Annotated in this window: 12 protein-coding genes; 4 read left to right on the top strand and 8 right to left on the bottom strand. The window is 44.7% G+C overall.

The window, feature by feature from the left end; genetic code table 11:
* Positions 1-498: 498 nt before the first annotated feature.
* Positions 499-1686 carry a serine palmitoyltransferase gene (gene spt / locus EHV08_RS00790; RefSeq protein WP_126677551.1) on the top strand — a complete coding sequence of 396 codons (1188 nt, stop codon included), beginning with the start codon at positions 499-501 and terminating at the stop codon, positions 1684-1686.
* A gap of 176 nt (positions 1687-1862) precedes the next feature.
* Here the strand turns inward: spt and EHV08_RS00785 are convergent, their stop codons facing one another.
* Positions 1863-2732: a helix-turn-helix domain-containing protein gene (locus tag EHV08_RS00785; RefSeq protein WP_126677550.1), complete on the bottom strand. Its 870-nt coding sequence runs from the start codon at positions 2730-2732 to the stop codon at positions 1863-1865.
* Between the two features lie 195 nt (positions 2733-2927).
* Here EHV08_RS00785 and trxA point away from each other — a divergent pair, with 195 nt between their 5' ends.
* On the top strand, positions 2928-3413 hold the full coding sequence (gene trxA / locus EHV08_RS00780) for a thioredoxin (RefSeq protein ID WP_126677549.1): 486 nt from the start codon (positions 2928-2930) through the stop codon (positions 3411-3413).
* A gap of 121 nt (positions 3414-3534) precedes the next feature.
* Here trxA and EHV08_RS00775 read toward each other — a convergent pair whose 3' ends face one another.
* A complete protein-coding gene (locus tag EHV08_RS00775; protein ID WP_126677548.1) occupies positions 3535-4353 on the bottom strand; it encodes an RsiV family protein in 819 nt (272 codons plus the stop codon).
* Positions 4354-4633: 280 nt separating this feature from the next.
* On the opposite strand from EHV08_RS00775, the gene EHV08_RS00770 reads away from it, so the two are divergent.
* Positions 4634-6943, top strand: coding sequence for an NADP-dependent malic enzyme (locus EHV08_RS00770; protein WP_126677547.1), 2310 nt, complete (start codon positions 4634-4636; stop codon positions 6941-6943).
* A gap of 194 nt (positions 6944-7137) precedes the next feature.
* Here EHV08_RS00770 and nifJ read toward each other — a convergent pair whose 3' ends face one another.
* Positions 7138-10728: a pyruvate:ferredoxin (flavodoxin) oxidoreductase gene (gene nifJ, locus EHV08_RS00765; protein ID WP_126677546.1), complete on the bottom strand. Its 3591-nt coding sequence runs from the start codon at positions 10726-10728 to the stop codon at positions 7138-7140.
* Between the two features lie 42 nt (positions 10729-10770).
* Entirely contained in the window at positions 10771-11958 is a 1188-nt protein-coding gene (locus tag EHV08_RS00760) for an ATP-binding protein (RefSeq protein ID WP_126677545.1), read from the bottom strand.
* Between the two features lie 128 nt (positions 11959-12086).
* On the opposite strand from EHV08_RS00760, the gene EHV08_RS00755 reads away from it, so the two are divergent.
* Entirely contained in the window at positions 12087-13169 is a 1083-nt protein-coding gene (locus tag EHV08_RS00755) for a hypothetical protein (RefSeq protein WP_126677544.1), read from the top strand.
* Positions 13170-13326: 157 nt separating this feature from the next.
* On the opposite strand, the gene EHV08_RS00750 is transcribed toward EHV08_RS00755, so the two are convergent.
* From EHV08_RS00750 to rlmD, 4 genes are read right to left on the bottom strand one after another with little or no spacing between them, the layout of a single operon-like run.
* Entirely contained in the window at positions 13327-13578 is a 252-nt protein-coding gene (locus EHV08_RS00750; RefSeq protein ID WP_126677543.1) for a hypothetical protein, read from the bottom strand.
* 19 nt (positions 13579-13597) lie between these two features.
* Positions 13598-15799: a sodium-translocating pyrophosphatase gene (locus EHV08_RS00745; protein WP_126677542.1), complete on the bottom strand. Its 2202-nt coding sequence runs from the start codon at positions 15797-15799 to the stop codon at positions 13598-13600.
* Positions 15800-15830: 31 nt separating this feature from the next.
* The gene (locus EHV08_RS00740) at positions 15831-16931 is read right to left on the bottom strand and encodes a porin (RefSeq protein ID WP_126677541.1); all 1101 of its coding nucleotides are present in this window, start codon (positions 16929-16931) and stop codon (positions 15831-15833) included.
* A gap of 39 nt (positions 16932-16970) precedes the next feature.
* Positions 16971-18413, bottom strand: a complete 1443-nt coding sequence (rlmD, locus tag EHV08_RS00735; RefSeq protein WP_126677540.1) for a 23S rRNA (uracil(1939)-C(5))-methyltransferase RlmD — start codon at positions 18411-18413, stop codon at positions 16971-16973.
* Positions 18414-18526 lie beyond the last annotated feature (113 nt).

Genomic DNA, 18526 nt, shown 5'->3' with positions numbered 1-18526 from the left:
CGGATGCACGGAAAATCGCTGTTTTTCTCCTTTTTGGTGGAGGTGGTTACCCTGCTTTCGGGTAACGATTTGAAAACCTTTCTATTTCAATAATCCGCATATTACTGCCTCGTGGCAGGTGGCGGATTTTCTGCAGTTTGCGCCGTATGTCCTTAATAATCAAGCCCAATTGCGTTAAACTGCCGACTTTATGCAAATATTACAGCAATTTTATGTAACTTTGTCTTTGGTAATCATCGCTTGGTTGTTTTGTAAGTTATTGATTTACAACCATAAAGTTACAAAAAACTAACGAGATTACCAACTTTTATAGAGACTTTCTTAACCCGAACTCGCGTAAGTATTGTAATTTTGCACTTGCTGGTTGACTCTACAGAAAACAATTTCTTTCACTTTTTACAAAATTATTTAGGACACTATTTCTTTGGAATATATTTTTTTTGTATCTTTGCAGCCTAAATTCAAATTTAGTAGGGAACCTACTCTTAAATTACATTAATGGGACTATTACAAGAAAGGTATAAGAAATACCGTGATCCGCAGAAATTTATTAATCTCGGCGTTTATCCATATTTTAGAGAAATCGTAGGTAAACAAGGAACAGAGGTTGAAATGGGCGGTCATCATGTGTTGATGTTTGGAAGCAATGCCTATACAGGACTTACTGGCGACCCGCGTGTAGAGGCTGCGGCAAAAGCAGCGATAGACCAGTATGGCACGGGCTGTGCCGGCAGTCGTTTTCTTAACGGAACACTCGATTTGCACGTGAAATTCGAGAAAGAACTTGCCGAATTTGAGGGCAAGGACGAGACTTTGATATTTTCCACGGGTTTCTCGGTAAATTCCGGCGTTCTCGCAAATGTATGTGGTCGTGAGGACTATATAATATGTGACGACCGTAACCACGCATCTATCGTTGACGGTAGGCGACTGTCGTTTGCCACTTGTTTGAAATACAAGCACAACGATATGGAGGACTTGGAGAAGCAATTGCAGAAATGCCGTCCGGAATCGATAAAGATGATTGTCGTTGACGGAGTGTTCTCTATGGAAGGCGACCTCGCCAATCTTCCGGAAATTGTTAAGTTGAAGAAGAAATACAACGCAAGTCTTTATGTCGATGAGGCTCATGGACTTGGCGTGTTCGGTCGCGAAGGGCGCGGTGTGTGTGACCATTTCGGTGTTACTGACGATGTGGATATTATAATGGGCACATTCTCTAAGAGTCTGGCGAGCATAGGTGGCTTTGTTGCGGCCGATTTTGACACGATAAACTTTCTTAGACACACCTGCCGTACATATATTTTCAGCGCCAGCAATGCACCGTCGGCCACGGCTGCGGCAAGGGAAGCGTTGCACATAATACGCAAGGAGCCGGAGCGTATAGAGCGCTTGTGGCAGGTGACGAGATATGCTCTGCGACGTTTCCGCGAAGAAGGTTTCGAGATAGGAGATACCGAAAGTCCTATCATACCGCTCTATGTGCGTGATGTTGAAAAAACATTCCTTGTAACCAAGTTGGCATTCGACAACGGAGTGTTTATCAATCCTGTCATCCCACCGGCCTGTGCACCTCAGGATACGCTTGTTCGTTTCGCTCTTATGGCAACTCATACAGAGGAGCAGGTTGAACGTGGAGTTAAGGCTTTAAAGGAGATATTCGTAGAGCAAGGAATCATAAAATAAGTATTAGGATTTGGTGTTCACGAGCAAAGCATATATAAGTTTGATTCTGAACATCTGTTTACAGATAACAATAAGACAAGAAAAAGGGCAGCACCTTATCGAGAGGTGTTGCCCTTTTTCTTGTTATGTTTGAAACGATGTTCTGTTCCAATAGTATTATAATTTGCGGATAGGTTTTACAGTCTGTATGAAGTAGGCATTTTGCCGGTCTGACGCTTAAAGAACTTGACGAAGTTTGATGGGTCTTCGAAGCCGAGATGATAGGCTATTTCTTTTACTTTCATGTCAGAATACTGCAACAAGCGTTGTGCTTCGAGTGCCAAACGACTGTTTATTATCTTCAGTGGTGTAGTGTTTGCGGCCTCTGCCACTACGCGTGTAAGTGTTTTTGACGATATATTCAGCAATGCGGCATAATGCTGTACTGAATGTTTTTCGTGGAAATTATGTTCCAGTTGTTGACGGAAACGCACGAAAATACGGTCGGCCTGACAGTTTATGCACAGTCGTTTCTCGTTTTCATTATTTCCTCTGCGTTGTATTGTTATAAGGAAAATATGCAGCAGATGTTGCAAGTAGTCTTTATGTGCGAAAGCATCTTTGCGGTTCATTTCTTGTCGCATGGCGTTAAGAAGCATTAGAAGTGTTTCTCGTTCTCCTTCACCTATTATTATATATGGGAGTCGGTCGTTAGTGTCAAACAAGTCGTATTTCAGGAATATGCTCTCCATGCTACTCTCATCGCTGAGAAATTGCTCGCAGAAGCGTATGCCTGTGCCGCCGGGTGTCTTGCCTTTGACGAAAGCATTGACCTGTCCCGGAGTAAGAAAGAACAACGTTCCGGCAGAGAACGTATATCGGTTGGAGTCAACCTCGAATTCACCACCGTCATCCATGAACCAAATTATGCGATAATATTGACTGGTATGCGGGCGGTATGCCTCATTATTTTCTTTGCTGTCAGGCTGTAATTCCGAGATGCAGAACTCGAAAGATGAGTCGCATACTGCCTTTGGTTCTGCCGATTTAAACTGGTTTATTTGCATTATGTTTCCTTTCTTTACTTTATTATGCTGCAAAGTTAGCGTTTTTATGGCATGTAATATTGTTCATTTGGGAATATTTATGGTATATTAGGGACTTTATTATGGTTTGTCCTTATATTACCATCTTTTGTACTTTTTGGATAATAGAAGTATCGTTTATACATTGTATCTTTGCATCAAGAAAATTATAAGACAATGAAGAAAATTACAATTGCACTGATTTCGTTGCTAATGTTAGCAACAGGATGCACATCGAAGACAACCGATGGTGCTGTGAGTGAAAAAGAAACAAATAACAATAAAGAAAAGAAAGGAAATATTATGGAATTGAATGTAAAAGAGTTCAAGAACAAAGTGTTCGACTATGAGAAGAATACACAGGTGTGGAAGTTCGAAGGTGATAAGCCTGCAGTTGTGGATTTCTATGCTACATGGTGCGGTCCTTGCAAGATGCTTTCTCCTATTATTGACGAAATGTCTAATAAATATGACGGCAAGGTTGATTTCTATAAGATAGATGTTGACAAGCAAGAAGAACTTGCTGCGGTATTCGGCATCCGTTCAATCCCCACATTACTGTTCATTCCGAAGGAAGGAGAGCCGACAATAATGCAGGGAGCAATGAGTAAGACGGATATGGACTCTACGATTCAGAAACTCCTTTTGTCGCAAGGAAAATAGAGATTATGAGTTTGATGTGTGTGTTAAAACCTTCTGTCGGTTGTTGATGTGTATAACAATGGATGTGAACGTTTTGACGATATAAGTAGGTGTCCGCGAATAATCGTGGACACCTCTTGTTCTAAAGGTGTTTCATAAACGGTCTGAGAGTGTCGAAAGTGACTTTAAGTATTACAATACCGTCACAGCCCGCTGCCACTTCATACTTGTCATATACAAAACTTACGGTTTTTGAACCATAATCGATGAAAAAGTTATCGGTGTGTATTTGGGGTAAAGGTTCACTGGTCAATGTGCTGTAATCATTAAGGTTAATAGCCTTCTTTTTCAACAATTTTGTAATGGCATCTTCTGTTTCGGGTTTGAATATGTCTTCGAATTTGATGATACGCCCTGTTTTCAGATCGTACATTATGTAGCGTTTATCGAAAAAAATGCCCGAAGCATTGCCGGTTCCAGTGTCGTGAGCTGTTGTTAGGAGGTAAGTGGCAATGTCTTTTCTTCCGGTTTTCACATAGTCGATTGAATAATACGTTGATTGTGGATAAGGGTTATATTCAAAATCGTCATAAATTTCGGTTTCCGACACACCTTGTTTTGCCACCTTGCGCCAAGTGCCATCACCTTGGAAATTGTTCTTGAGGTCTGACAATAATGCGTCTAAAGAAGCATATTCCCCATTAAAAAACGCCTTTATCAGTTCGGCTTGCAGTTTGACTGCATTGCAGTTTTTGCCTCTCTCCGGCAAGTTGAAAACCCAAGACTGTTGTGCATAGAGAGGTCGCTTGGTGTCTGCTTTGAAGAAACTATTGCCCTTATAAAGGCGGTTTGTTAAAGAGATATTCACGCTTTTATGTTTCGTTTCGCTCTGCGACATGGCAGGTACTGCGATCCATGTTGCAAACAGGCAGACAAGGAGTAAGGTCTTTATGGTATCCATGTTTTAATGTGTTTTATTGGTTTGTTTGTTGATGTATTATGATTCTTGCAATCAGTTGTTTCTTATTGAAACATTGTTCGCGATGGCAAATTTAATAAATAATACCGGAAGTTTGAAATATTTCATCCATAATCTTTATTAAATATGATTTTCGACAGATTATTTTTAATGAGCATACCGTTGATATTCCAATGATAATTAGTAACTTTGCGCAGAGTTAGTATTAGCTTTGTTTTAAACATATAAGTATAAAAATATAATTCAATAAATATAGGAACTTATGGTGAAGATTTTGAAGGAAGATGCTTTGGCTTACCATGAAAATGGAAGACCGGGTAAGATAGAGGTGAAGCCTACAAAAGCCCACAGAACACAGACAGACCTTAGTCTGGCTTATTCGCCGGGTGTGGCTTTCCCATGTTTGGAGATACAGAAGAATCCCGATGATGCTTACAGATATACCGACAAGGGAAATCTTGTGGCAGTAATCAGCAATGGAACGGCAGTGCTCGGTCTTGGCGACATTGGAGCGATAAGCGGAAAGCCCGTAATGGAGGGCAAGGGATTGCTATTCAAGATTTACGGAGGCATAGATGTTTTTGATATAGAGGTAGATGAGAAAGATCCGGTGAAGTTTTGTGAGGCCGTTGAGAAGATTGCTCCCACTTTCGGTGGAATAAATCTTGAGGACATCAAGGCTCCGGAATGTTTCTATATAGAGGAAAGACTGAAACGTACACTAAACATTCCTGTGATGCACGACGACCAGCATGGCACGGCAATCATCTCGGCTGCGGGTCTGAAGAACGCACTGGAGGTGGCCGGAAAGGATATTAAAGATGTGAGAATAGTGGTGAATGGGGCAGGGGCAGCTGCCGTAAGTTGCACAAAACTCTATATGGCTCTTGGTGCGCGTCGGGAGAATATCGTCATGCTCGACTCGAAAGGAGTGATAACGAGCGACAGGGAAGGACTGAACGAGCAGAAACGTCTCTTTGCAACCGACCGTCGCGACTTACATACACTTGCCGAAGCGGTGAACGGTGCTGATGTGTTCGTGGGGCTTTCAAAAGGCAATGTCCTTTCTAAAGATATGGTAAGGACAATGGCAAAAGACCCGATAATATTTGCTCTTGCCAACCCTGAGCCCGAAATATCATACGAGGATGCGCTTGAGGCTCGTCCCGACACGTTGATGTCAACAGGCAGAACGGATTATCCGAACCAGATAAACAATGTTATCGGCTTTCCGTATATCTTCCGTGGTGCGCTTGACGTTCATGCAAGTGCCATCAACGAGGAAATGAAAATGGCTGCCGTGCATGCCATTGCCGACTTGGCCAAGCAGCCCGTGCCGGATGTTGTGAATGATGTCTATAAAGTAAACAATCTGAAGTTCGGTCGCGACTATTTCATTCCGAAGCCTGTCGATCCACGACTCGTCTCGGAAGTATCGGCCGCAGTGGCAAAGGCGGCAATCGAAAGCGGGGTGGCGCGCAGAACAATAGACGACTGGGAAGAATACAAGAACTCGCTGAGTGTTATGCTCGGAGTGAAAACAAAACTTACTCAGAAAATATACTCCACGGCCAGTGCTCATCCGCAACGAGTTGTTTTTGCCGAGGCGATACATCCGACGATGCTCCGTGCAGCCGTTCAGGCAAAGGCGGAGGGTATCTGTTATCCGATACTTCTCGGCAATGAGGAACGCATAAATAAGATGGCCGGCGAACTCGACCTGTCTCTTGAAGGCATTGAAGTGATAAACCTCCGTAATGATAAAGAAGCGGAGAGGAGGGAACGATACGCGAAAATACTGACAGAGAAACTGCAGCGTGACGGATACACGTTCGAAGAGGCAAACGACAAGATGTTCGAACGCAACTATTTCGGAATGATGATGGTAGAGACGGGCGAAGCTGATGCTTTCATTACGGGCCTTTACACGAAATACTCTAACACCACAAAGGTGGCCAAGGAGGTTATCGGCATACGTCCGGAGTATAAGCATTTCGGTACGATGCATATAATAAACTCACCCAAGGGTACGCTTTATCTTGCCGATACGCTAATAAACAGTGACCCTGACACGCAGGAACTTGTGGATATGGCAAGACTCAGTTGTACTGCTGTAAGTTTCTTCAATGAAAAACCGGTGATAGCAATGGTGAGTCACTCCAATTTTGGCAGTGATAGTTCTGACGGCTCAAGGAAAGTGAGGAATGCCGTGGCGCAGTTGCACAAGGAAAATCCGGAAATGTCTGTTGACGGAGAATTGCAGATTGGATTTGCTCTCGACCGTGAACAACGTGACACTCTATTCCCATTCACTCGTCTTAAAGACAAGGATGTCAACACTCTTGTGTTCCCGAACCTTACGAGTGCGCGCTCATCCTACAAGATGTTGCAGATGCTTGCACCTGATGTTGAAATCATTGGTCCGATACAGATGGGACTTAAAAAGCCTATCCATTTCACCGATTTCGCCAGTTCTGTTCGCGATGTTGTAAATATCACAGCCGTTGCCGTTATCGATGCTTACGTATATAAGATAAAGAAAGAAATAAATAAGTGCTGCACAACAACTTGACATTTCTTTCTTGATATACTGGTTGTAAGATGCTTGTATGTTAGGAGACGGACTATTTACGACCATGAAACGATAATCCGTGGGGCACGAAATGATAAGTTGTGCCCTACGGATTTTTTGATTTTGTCACATTAGCCAATTAAAGAGGTGGTACCCAAACGTTTGGATACCACCTCTATTATAGTACTTGTTAGTTATGCTTCCTCTTCCAAGGCCCAATTCATCTGTGTCTGTCGAACATAGCCTTTATAGCGGATTTTTGCCATTTTCTCTGCTTCTGCGAACAATTCTTCTGCCTCGTTCGGATAAGCTTTCTTCACCGACAGATATCTCACTTCGCCCATCAGGAAGTCGTGGAACAGTTCCCATTTAGGTTCTTTTGAGTCGAGCGAGAACGGATTCTTGCCTTCTTCTGCAAGTGCAGGGTTGTAGCGCCATAAGTGCCAGTAGCCGCATTCAACGGCCTTTGCCTCTTCTGCCTGACTCTTACCCATGCCGCCTTTTACCTTGAGTCCATGGTTGATACATGGAGCATAGGCAATGATTACTGAAGGTCCGTGCCAGGCCTCTGCCTCGCGGATAGCCTTGAGACACTGTGCTTGGTCTGCACCCATTGCTATCTGTGCCACATAGACGTAGCCGTAGGTTGTTGCAATCATTCCGAGGTCTTTCTTGCGGATGCGCTTGCCTTGTGCGGCAAACTGTGCTATGGCACCGAGCGGTGTGGCCTTCGAGGCCTGTCCTCCAGTGTTTGAGTAAACCTCTGTGTCGAGAACGAGTATGTTTACATCCTCACCGGAAGCAATCACGTGGTCGAGACCGCCGTATCCGATATCGTATGATGCGCCGTCGCCACCGATAATCCACTGGCTGCGCTTTACAAGATAGTGGTCGAGGGTCTGTAATTCCTTGCAATGTTCGCAACCGGCCTCTGCACCACCTTTTATATAAGGCTTGATGAGTGCTGCCAAGCGTTTTGTTTCGTCGGCATCTTCTGCCTTCTCAATCCATTCTTCGGCCAAAGCCTTGAACTCTGCGGGGCAGTTTTCGTGTGCCGTGGCATCTTTAAGCAGTTTCGCCACGCGCTCTTTCATCTTCTTGTTGCCGAGCACCATACCCATACCGAACTCGCAGAAGTCCTCGAACAGAGAGTTGTTGAAAGTTGGACCTTGCCCATTTTCGTTGGTTGTGTAAGGAGTCGAAGGTATTGAAGCCGAATAGATGGAAGAACATCCAGTGGCGTTTGCTATCATCTGACGGTCGCCGTAAAGTTGGCTAATGAGTTTCACGTAAGGCGTTTCACCACAACCTGCACAAGCACCGGAGAACTCGAACAGTGGTTTTGCGAACTGTGAGTTCTTCACATTTGCGCGTATGTCAATAAGATGCTGCTTACTCTTTACCTTGTCTGCAACATATTTCCAGTTTTCAGCCTCCTGCTTCATTTCCTCTGCATCGGGGTTGAAAGGTTTCATGGTAAGAGCCTTGCCAAGTTTCGGATTGCCCGGACAAACGTCGGCACAGTTACCGCAACCCATACAGTCGAGCACCGATACCTGAATACGGAAGTGCATGCCAGCCATAGGCTTCGGAACCTTCATCGTTATGGTGTCATCGGCAGCGGCAAATGTTGCATTCTCTGCGTCATCAAGCACGATAGGACGTATAGAAGCATGAGGACAAACGTATGCACATTGGTTACATTGCACGCAGTTCTCTTTGGTCCATATTGGAACGAATGCCTCTACGCCACGCTTCTCGTATGCTGTTGTGCCCACAGACCATGAACCGTCAACAACGTTATGTTTCACGAAGTCGGATACTTTCAGCAAGTCGCCGGCCTGTGCATTGATTGGTCTTACAAGTTCTTTCACGAATGCCGGAGCATCATCTTCCACGATTTCATCGTCAGGAAGTTCTGCCCATGACGGGTCAACGTATAGTTTTTTGTATCCGTCGCCACGGTCAACGGCTGCATAGTTTTTGTCAACAACGTCCTGTCCTTTCTTTCCGTACGACTTAACGATTGCCTCCTTCATCTTATCTACGGCAAGTTCCACAGGGATAATGTCTGCAATGCGGAAGAACGCACTCTGCAGAATGGTGTTTGTGCGGTTGCCAAGTCCGATTTCTTGTGCAATCTTTGTTGCGTTTATTGTATATACGGTAATGTTGTTCTGAGCGAAATATCTCTTAATCTTGTTCGGAATGAAGTTTATCAGTTCTTCTCCTTCGAAGATGGTATTAAGCAGGAACGTACCGTTTTTCTGCAATCCGCGTGTAACGTCATACATGTGCAGATAAGCCTGAACATGGCAAGCCACAAAGTTAGGTGTCGTTACAAGATATGTCGAACGTATTGGCTTGTCGCCGAAACGCAGGTGAGAGCATGTGAAACCTCCTGACTTCTTTGAGTCATAAGAGAAATATGCCTGACAATATTTGTTAGTATTGTTACCGATAATCTTTACCGAGTTCTTGTTTGCACCTACAGTACCATCTGCTCCGAGTCCGTAGAACTTCGCTTGGTGCAAGCCATTTCCGCCTATTGTGATTTCCTCAACCTTTGGCAGCGATGTGAATGTAATATCGTCAACGATACCAAGGGTGAAGTGATTCTTGGGTTCCGGCAAAGCAAGGTTGTTGAAAACTGATATTATTTGTGCCGGAGTAGTGTCGTAAGAACCGAGACCGTATCGTCCACCAACAATGATTGGGCGGTTTTCTACGTCATAGAACGCATCCTTGACATCCAGATACAGAGGCTCTCCACTTGCTCCCGGCTCCTTTGTGCGGTCAAGCACAGCGATGCGCTTCACTGTCTTGGGAACTGCTGCAAGCAAATGCTTTACAGAGAACGGGCGATAGAGGTGAACACTTATCATACCAACCTTTTCACCTTGCTCATTGAGATAGTCAATAGCCTCACGTGCTGCTTCTGTTGCAGAACCCATAAGGATAATCATGCGGTCGGCATCTTCTGCTCCATAGTAAGAGAAAATGTGATATTCGCGACCTGTAATCTTGGATACTTCACCCAAATAGTGCTCCACAACCTCTGGTACATTATTATAATATGGGTTCGATGCCTCACGGTGTGCGAAGAACGTTTCGGGGTTTTCTGCCGTACCACGTACGATTGGTCGTTCCGGTGACATTGCACGATTGCGGAAACGCTCAACGTCTGCGAGGTCAACGAGCGGACGAATATCCTCCATATCCAACCTCTCTATCTTCTGATACTCGTGTGAAGTGCGGAATCCGTCGAAGAAGTTGATAAACGGAACTTCTGTCTTCAGTGTGGCAAGGTGTGCCACTGCACTCAGATCCATAACCTCCTGCACAGAGCCTTCGCATAGCATTGCAAAACCTGTCTGGCGACAAGCCATTACGTCTTGGTGGTCTCCGAATATACACAGAGAGTGTGATGCGAGTGTGCGAGCCGATACGTTGAATACGCACGGCAGCAACTCACCGGCTATCTTATACATGTTGGGAATCATGAGTAGCAGACCTTGCGATGCAGTGAACGTCGTGGTCAGTGCTCCTGCCTGAAGCGAGCCGTGAACAGCACCTGCTGCACCTGCCTCAGATTGCATCTCTTGTACGCTGACAGTCTGGCCAAAAAGATTTGTTCTCCCTTTTGCAGACCAATCATCAACGTGTTCAGCCATTGGAGATGAAGGTGTGATAGGGTAGATTGCGGCTACCTCAGAGAACATATAACTTATATGTGCTGCAGCCTCATTACCATCACATGTGATAAACTTTTTTTCTTTTACCATAAAAAACAATTATTATTTACAATGTTAATGTATACTTTATTATTAATATAGAAATCCCAATAACCATAATGGTATTTGGTTGTCAAATCCTATTTCGGTATTATATCTTGCATAAACAGTATCGCTGTTGATTCGCATATTGTTGCATTTCGTTGCATCACAGACGCGGAACTTTCGCTTTCCGTCTATTATATATTGGCCTTGTTTCTTCCCATCGTTAACAACATGGTCTTTCGATAGCGAATTGACGAAGAATGTTTCCATGACATCTTGTTTCTCAACCTTTATTGGATAAATGGCATACATCAGGTTAGAGTTGTTCACCATTATCTTTGACGGTTTCTTTGGGAACGTTTGTCCCGGATTATAAATCATATTCAGAAGTCTGGCATCCGCGAGATACTTTATATAATTCATCACGGTGGCTCTGCTCGTCTTTATTTCGTGTGCGAGCAAACTTATGTTAGGAGCCGTGGGACCTGCCAATGCGAGTTGATAGAACAGTTTCTTTATCTTTGTAAGATATTTTAAGTCTATCTGTTTTATCAGAAGAATATCGACCTCTGTCATCATATTCATTGTCTTGAGCAGGTTTTCAGAATAATTCCTATGTTCAAGGAAGAACGGGTAATATCCGTGATGTATGTAATCCTGAAAATATTTTATGGGAGACACTTTCGGTAATATCTGTCTGACAATACGCTCATGATTCTGCAAAATGTCTTCGAGAGTGTAAGGTTGTATGTTGTTTCCGGTCTGTAAGTTAAGAAACTCCCGAAACGAGAATCCTCTTAAGTCGTAACTCTTGACAATGCCATTGAGTTCCGGGTTTTCTTCTTTCAGTCGCATCACGCTCGAACCGGTGAACACAATTTTCAATCCCGGAATTTCATCATAGCATCTTCGCAGTTGCTTGCTCCAGTCGGTTTCTTTGAACACTTGGTCTATCAGCAATACTTTACCTCCGTTGTTGTAGAACTCATGTGCGAAGTCGGCTATGCCGTTACCTTGGAAAAAGAAGTTATTCATATTGACGTACAGACACTTACGGTCGTATGTCCCGAAATACTCCTTTGCATATTGCAGTAGGAAAGTCGTTTTGCCCACACCACGCGTTCCCTTGATGCCAATCATGCGGTCGTCCCAGTTTATTTCGTCCATTAATTGTCTTCTAACCGGGGCATTAACATGTTCCACAAGATAACTGTGTGTGCGAAAGAATGCTTCCATTTATTTAATATAGTTTGTTTTCGGGGTGCAAAATTAATAATAAAATATTAATTTGCAAAGTGTAGATGACAAAATATGATGCTTTTTTATTAAATTTGCACCCAAATTGGTAAAATTAAGGTTAAAAGATGAATTTACATATATTTAATCCCGAACATGACATCGCTCTCGCATGCAACAGGAGTCGTTTCACTCCTCCGCATGCTGCGCAAGAACTCCGCATGAATTTGGGTTGGATTCCTGCGTTATGGGCAAACGATGGTGATATGGTTCTCGTTGACGATGTTGCTTTTGCGGTAAAGGCTGCAACTCGGTTCAAGGAAAGAAAGTCTGAAGTTTGCTTTGTTTCTGACTCCGACATTCGTGGTGTTTGTTTCGACTCGGTAAAGCCGTGGGGATGGGATAATTCCATTATGACACGCCTTTTAGATATTGGCATACGTTCCGAGTCTTTGCCGTCTGATAATGTTCTTGAACACATAAGGTTGCTTTCTAACCGTGGTCAGACCCAACGCGCACTGCGAGTGTTGCGTGAAGGTATCGAAGATGTCACCTGTGGGGAGGCGTTTTCCGCAAACAAGGTGGAGCAAATAGAGAAATTGATGTTAGAGAAAGGCCATATCATGGTAAAAGCACCATGGAGTAGCAGCGGAAGGGGAGTGCGCTACGTGATGCAGCAAATCACTCCATCTGTTTCCGGATTTATCAAAAATGTAATCTATGAGCAGGGATGTGTTATGGTTGAGCCTTTTTATAATAAGGTCAAGGATTTCGGAATGGAGTTCGAGGTAATGCTCGATGGAAGTGTGCAATACCGTGGTTTGTCGCTTTTCAGGACGCATAACGGTGCTTACACCGGAAACCTGCTGGCCTGCGAGAGTGAAAAAATGGAACTGCTGAAACGTTATCTTCCGTCTCAACTTTTACTTGAAGTGCAGTTGAGAATATGCCGGTATTTTGCTGATTTGTTCAAAGGCAATTATCATGGACCGTTCGGTGTTGACATGATGGTGGTTGCAAAAGAGGGCTCCGCTGATGGTTTTCTTCTACATCCTTGTGTGGAGATAAACTTGAGACGTACAATGGGACATGTGGCTTTGGCACTTACTCCGGAAGAACCGGCCGCCGTACGTCTGATGCACATAGACCATGACGTGAACTATATGTTGCGCGTATCTCCTTTGGAAAATCCGTTCGTCAAAGTAATATAATGTTTGTCGTCATTTGATTGATAAATACATAAAAAACAAATTGGGCGAAATTGCCGACCAATTTCGCCCAATTTGCAAATCAATTTCACCTGTTTTGCTTTCCAATTTCGCCCAAATTGCATTCAGTGCCATGATGAAGTGCAGGGCGAAATACCAATCAGTTGTCTATGCAATAGATGTAGATTACAAGCAGAGTGACGATTAAGGCAATGAAACACATCAGCCAGAACAATACTTTCTCAATAATCTTGCGGCGTTTTGTAGCCGAGATATTTTTACGTTTGAACTTTTCGCTCTCATCAAAATGCTCTTTTCCACGATGCTTGTGATGATGGTCGGAGCGATGATGATGCCTGTGTTCGGAATGTTCGGTATTTTCCTGTCGTATGTTCTTTTCTTCTGTTTTCATTACGTTAAGTTCATATTTGTCAGATGATGCACGCAACGGTCAGTCCGGCCATTACGATACTCACCATAGACATTAGTTTTATAAGGATGTTAAGTGCCGGGCCGCTCGTGTCCTTGAATGGGTCGCCTACCGTATCGCCCACGATTGTGGCCTTATGACAGTCGGAGCCTTTGCCTCCGAAATGACCCTCTTCAACCATTTTCTTGGCATTGTCCCATGCACCTCCGGCATTTGCCATGAATATGGCCAGCGTAAATCCTGCTGCAAGACCGCCAACAAGCAGTCCGAGTACGCCCGCAACGCCAAGCACGCAACCCACTATCACCGGTATTGCTATGGCGAGCAGTGATGGGAATATCATCTCGCGCTGTGCCGAACGTGTAGAAATCTCCACGCAACGACCATAGTCGGGTGTCGCTTTGCCTTCAAGAATGCCTTTTATTTCGCGGAACTGACGGCGCACTTCGTCAACCATGCTGCCTGCTGCACGCCCCACGGCTCCCATTGTTATTCCTGAGAAGAGGAATGCGGCCATTGCCCCGATGAACGCTCCTACAAGTACTTTCGGATTGATTAGCGTTACTTGGAAGAATTGCATGAAGTCGTTCATGTTAGCCGTTGAAGGGTCGAACTTGTTACCGAGTGAGTCAATATAAACTGCTCCGTGCTCAACGGCACGTGCCATTGCAATCTTTATCTCCTCTATATACGATGCCAGCAGAGCCAATGCGGTGAGTGCTGCAGAACCTATGGCAAATCCTTTGCCTGTGGCGGCGGTTGTGTTGCCGAGTGCATCGAGTGCATCTGTACGATGGCGCACCTCTTCTCCGAGTTCGCTCATCTCTGCATTACCTCCGGCGTTGTCGGCTATCGGACCGTAAGCATCGGTGGCAAGTGTTATGCCAAGCGTTGACAACATTCCCACTGCGGCAATACCTATTCCGTAAAGTCCTCTCGAAATGCTCTCGGCACTCATTGACATATCAAATCCGTTGGCACAGAGATAACTCAACATTATGGCCACCGAAATGGTAACAACCGGTATCATGGTTGAAATCATACCAGTTCCGATACCTTTTATAATAACTGTAGCCGAGCCGGTCTGCGATGCTTCTGAAATGCCCTGTGTGGGTTTGTAACTATGTGATGTGTAATATTCTGTTGCCTGACCAATTATTACTCCTGCTGCAAGACCTGTTACGACAGAGAATGATATGCCTATCCAGTTGTCGAGCTTCAGCAAATAGAGTATTGCAAATGAGGCAAAGGCAATGAGCAAGGCCGAAATGTTGGTGCCCAGACCAAGTGAGTGGAGCAGGTCTTTCATCGTTGCTCCCTCCTTGGTGCGCACGAGGAATATTCCTATGAGCGACAAAAACACGCCGGCGGCAGCAATAATCATCGGCGCTATTACGGCGCGCAGTTGCATATCACTGTTTATTGCGAATGCTGTTGCTCCGAGTGCAGCAGTGGAAAGGATGCTTCCGCAGTAACTTTCGTAAAGGTCGGCACCCATTCCGGCTACATCGCCGACGTTGTCGCCAACGTTATCGGCTATTGTGGCAGGATTGCGTGGGTCGTCTTCGGGTATGTTTGCTTCTACTTTTCCCACGAGGTCGGCTCCCACGTCGGCAGCCTTGGTATATATTCCTCCGCCCACTCTGGCAAACAGGGCTTGTGTAGATGCTCCCATTCCGAATGTGAGCATGGTTGTCGTTATCGTTATCAGTGCAGTGTTCTCGCCTTGATAGAAAGCGTTGAGAATGAGAAACCAAATGGCGATGTCGAGCAATCCGAGACCTACAACGACCAGTCCCATTACGGCACCGGAACGGAAGGCTATACGTAGTCCGCCATCAAGACTCTTTCTGGCGGCATTGGCCGTGCGGGCACTGGCGTATGTGGCTGTCTTCATTCCGAAGAAGCCTGCAAGTCCGGAGAAAAGTCCTCCGGTAAGGAAAGCGAAAGGAACCCATTCGTTCTGAACTTTCAGTACATAGGCCATGAATGCGAATATCAATGCCAATACGATGAACACAATCAGCACAACTTTGTATTGCTGTCTCAGATAAGCCATTGCGCCACTGCGCACATACTCCGCTATCTCAATCATTCGTGGTGTACCCTCTTCTTCTTTCATCATCTGGCGGAAGAAGTACCAAGCCATAACAAGGGCTGCGACCGATGCTATCGGAACGAGCCAAAATACGTTAGGAATCATACTCTTTAATTTTAATTAATCGTTAGTATTCTCAGAAACAAACTCCCATACGTGCCTCCAGAATGCTGTAGTTGTGATTGTCGGGATTTGGGATGTTGCGGTCGTTTACAAAAGCATATTCCAAAGAAAATGTTATGTTTTTAGTGAACATGTAGTTTGCTTCTATCTCATACATTGTTCTTGATGATGCCATGTCGGCGCGGTCGCGGTAAACGTCGTAGCGTGCTTTTATGTTCGCTTTCTGTTTGACTATTGGTGCACTTGCCATAACATAGAATCCATCTGCCTTGTTACCTGCGGCCTCGTTGATGGTAAGGTCGCCGGCACTGCCGTCCTTGTTGACTACGGTATTGAACTTGCCTCCGGTGGAGTGGATATACTCTGAGCGGAACACCCAATCGTCATGATCGTATTCTGCTGATAAAGCATAACGTCGGCGATCCACTTTTGCAAATAGGGCACCACTCTTGCGTGCATAAGAACCGGTCCATCCGAATGCTCCGATTCGCAGCCCCGGTGTCGGTGAAACCCATGCACCGCCAATGATGTCTTTCTGATTGCCAACGTCCGGTGTGTTAATACCCTGACCGTTGAATACTCCTATTTGATAATGTAGCAGGCGATGACCATCGGCATTGGGGAATAGGTCACCTTGAATCTGTAAACCTACATCGCAACCGTTGCTGCTGTGAATACCCGTTCGGTCGGTGTATTGTGAGAGTTTACAGATGGCTTGTGCGTTATCCATGAAGCCGATATATAGCGGATGCTCTGGGTTTTCAAACGTGAAAGGTATCTTATACTGTCCCAACTTTACCCTGAACTCGGGGAAGCGTTGCCATTCCAGACTCATGTCAATCATTCGTGGCGACTTGCCCAGTGTCTCAGTGTTACCCGTAACCTGTGCTTGGAATCTCCATTCAAAATCTTCGAGAATTCTTCCACTTGCTATTACACGTAGTAGGCGGAAATCAAAGCCGTTGCTAACGTTCTCTTTCTGCCCATTGTATCGGTAATATCCTATGAAATATCCGTTGAACTTAATCGGGCTGAAAAGTTGTTGTTTTTCTTGTGCACTTACTGTCGATACCGAAATAAGTAGCAATGCTAATGCTAAAAATAACTTTCTCATAGTTTTGATTTTTTGATAGTTAATAAAAATATGTTTTATTTATCTATGTCTCCTTACCAGTCTTACGACATTCTCCACGTGTGGTGTATGTGGGAACATGTCCACCGGCTGAACATCGGTCACGTAGTAGTCGTTGTCGAGTAGTTGCAGATCGCGTGCCTGTGTCGCAGGGTTGCAACTTACATATACAATCACTTTCGGCTGCGCCTTGATAATCGTTTCCACCACATCGGGGTGCATGCCTGCACGTGGTGGGTCGGTAATGATAATGTCGGGCTTGCCGTGCTCGTTTATGAAGTCTTCGTTCAGGATATCTTTCATGTCTCCGGCATAAAACAAGGTGTTGTTGATACCGTTTATTTCAGAATTCACCTTTGCGTCTTCTATAGCCTCCGGAACATATTCTATACCGATAACCTTGCGTGCATGGTGCGCTACGAAATTTGCTATCGTGCCGGTGCCGGTGTATAGGTCATAGACCAATGGCTTGCCATCGTCGGTATCGGCAAAGGCAAAGTTTCTTGCGACTTTGTATAGTTCGTATGCCTGTTCGGTATTTGTCTGGTAGAAACTCTTTGCGCCAACCTTAAACTTTAGGTTTTCCATAAGTTCAAATATGTGGTCATTGCCTTTGAAAAGATTGAGGTTTAGGTCGTTGAAAGTGTCGTTGCATTTCTGGTTATCTACCCATAGCAATGATGTCACCTGAGGGAATGTTTCGGCGATGTGTTGCATCAGAGTCATTGCACGTTGTTCGTCGTCTTGTTCTTCAAAGTGAAACTGCACCATTACCATCCATTCTCCTGTGTTTGAGTTTCTTATCATGATACCTCTCAACAGTCCGTGCTGTTGTCTAAGGTCATAGAAAGTCATGCCCGTAGCGTATGCAAAATCGCGTATGGAGTTACGTATCTCGTTGTTTAGAGGGTGCATAAGATGACAATTCTCTATTGGCAAAATCTTGTCGAAAGCACCTGTGATATGGAAACCTATTGCGCCCTCCGGTTTGTTCGGCTCTGCAAGGGCTGTTTCTTTCATCTCCTCCCATGTTCTCCACCTCTTGTTTGAGCATCCGAACTCCAGTTTGTTGCGATATTCTCGTGCATGTTTACTTCCTAATATCGGAGTTATCTCCGGGATCTCTATTTTACCTATGCGGCGCAGTTGGTCGCTCACTTGCTTTTGCTTCATCTTGATTTGTTCGTGGTAGGGTAGCGTCTGCCACTTGCAGCCACCGCATATGCCGAAATGTTGGCACATCGCTTCTTGTCGAACATCGCTCTTCTTCACGAATCTCACGACCTCTCCTTCGGCATAACTATGCTTTTTCTTTCTCAATTGTATGTCAACCACGTCACCGGGTACGCAAAATGGTACGAATACCACCAAGTCGTCTATCCTTGCAAGTGCTTTCCCTTCGGCAGCACAGTCTGTGATTGTTATATTCTCAAGTAATGGTAATGGTTTCTTTTTCCTTGTCATTCTTTTACATAAGCGTTGTTACGGTCTATTCTGTTATGCTTATAAACCTGTCTCGCTAATTGTTGGCAAAGATAATTAAAAATGTTTAATTGTCAAACATTTCGCACCATTTT

Origin of the sequence: Prevotella koreensis (assembly GCF_003977605.1) — a bacterium.
Classification (GTDB): domain Bacteria; phylum Bacteroidota; class Bacteroidia; order Bacteroidales; family Bacteroidaceae; genus Prevotella; species Prevotella koreensis.
This window is presented reverse-complemented; position numbering and strand designations above follow the sequence as displayed.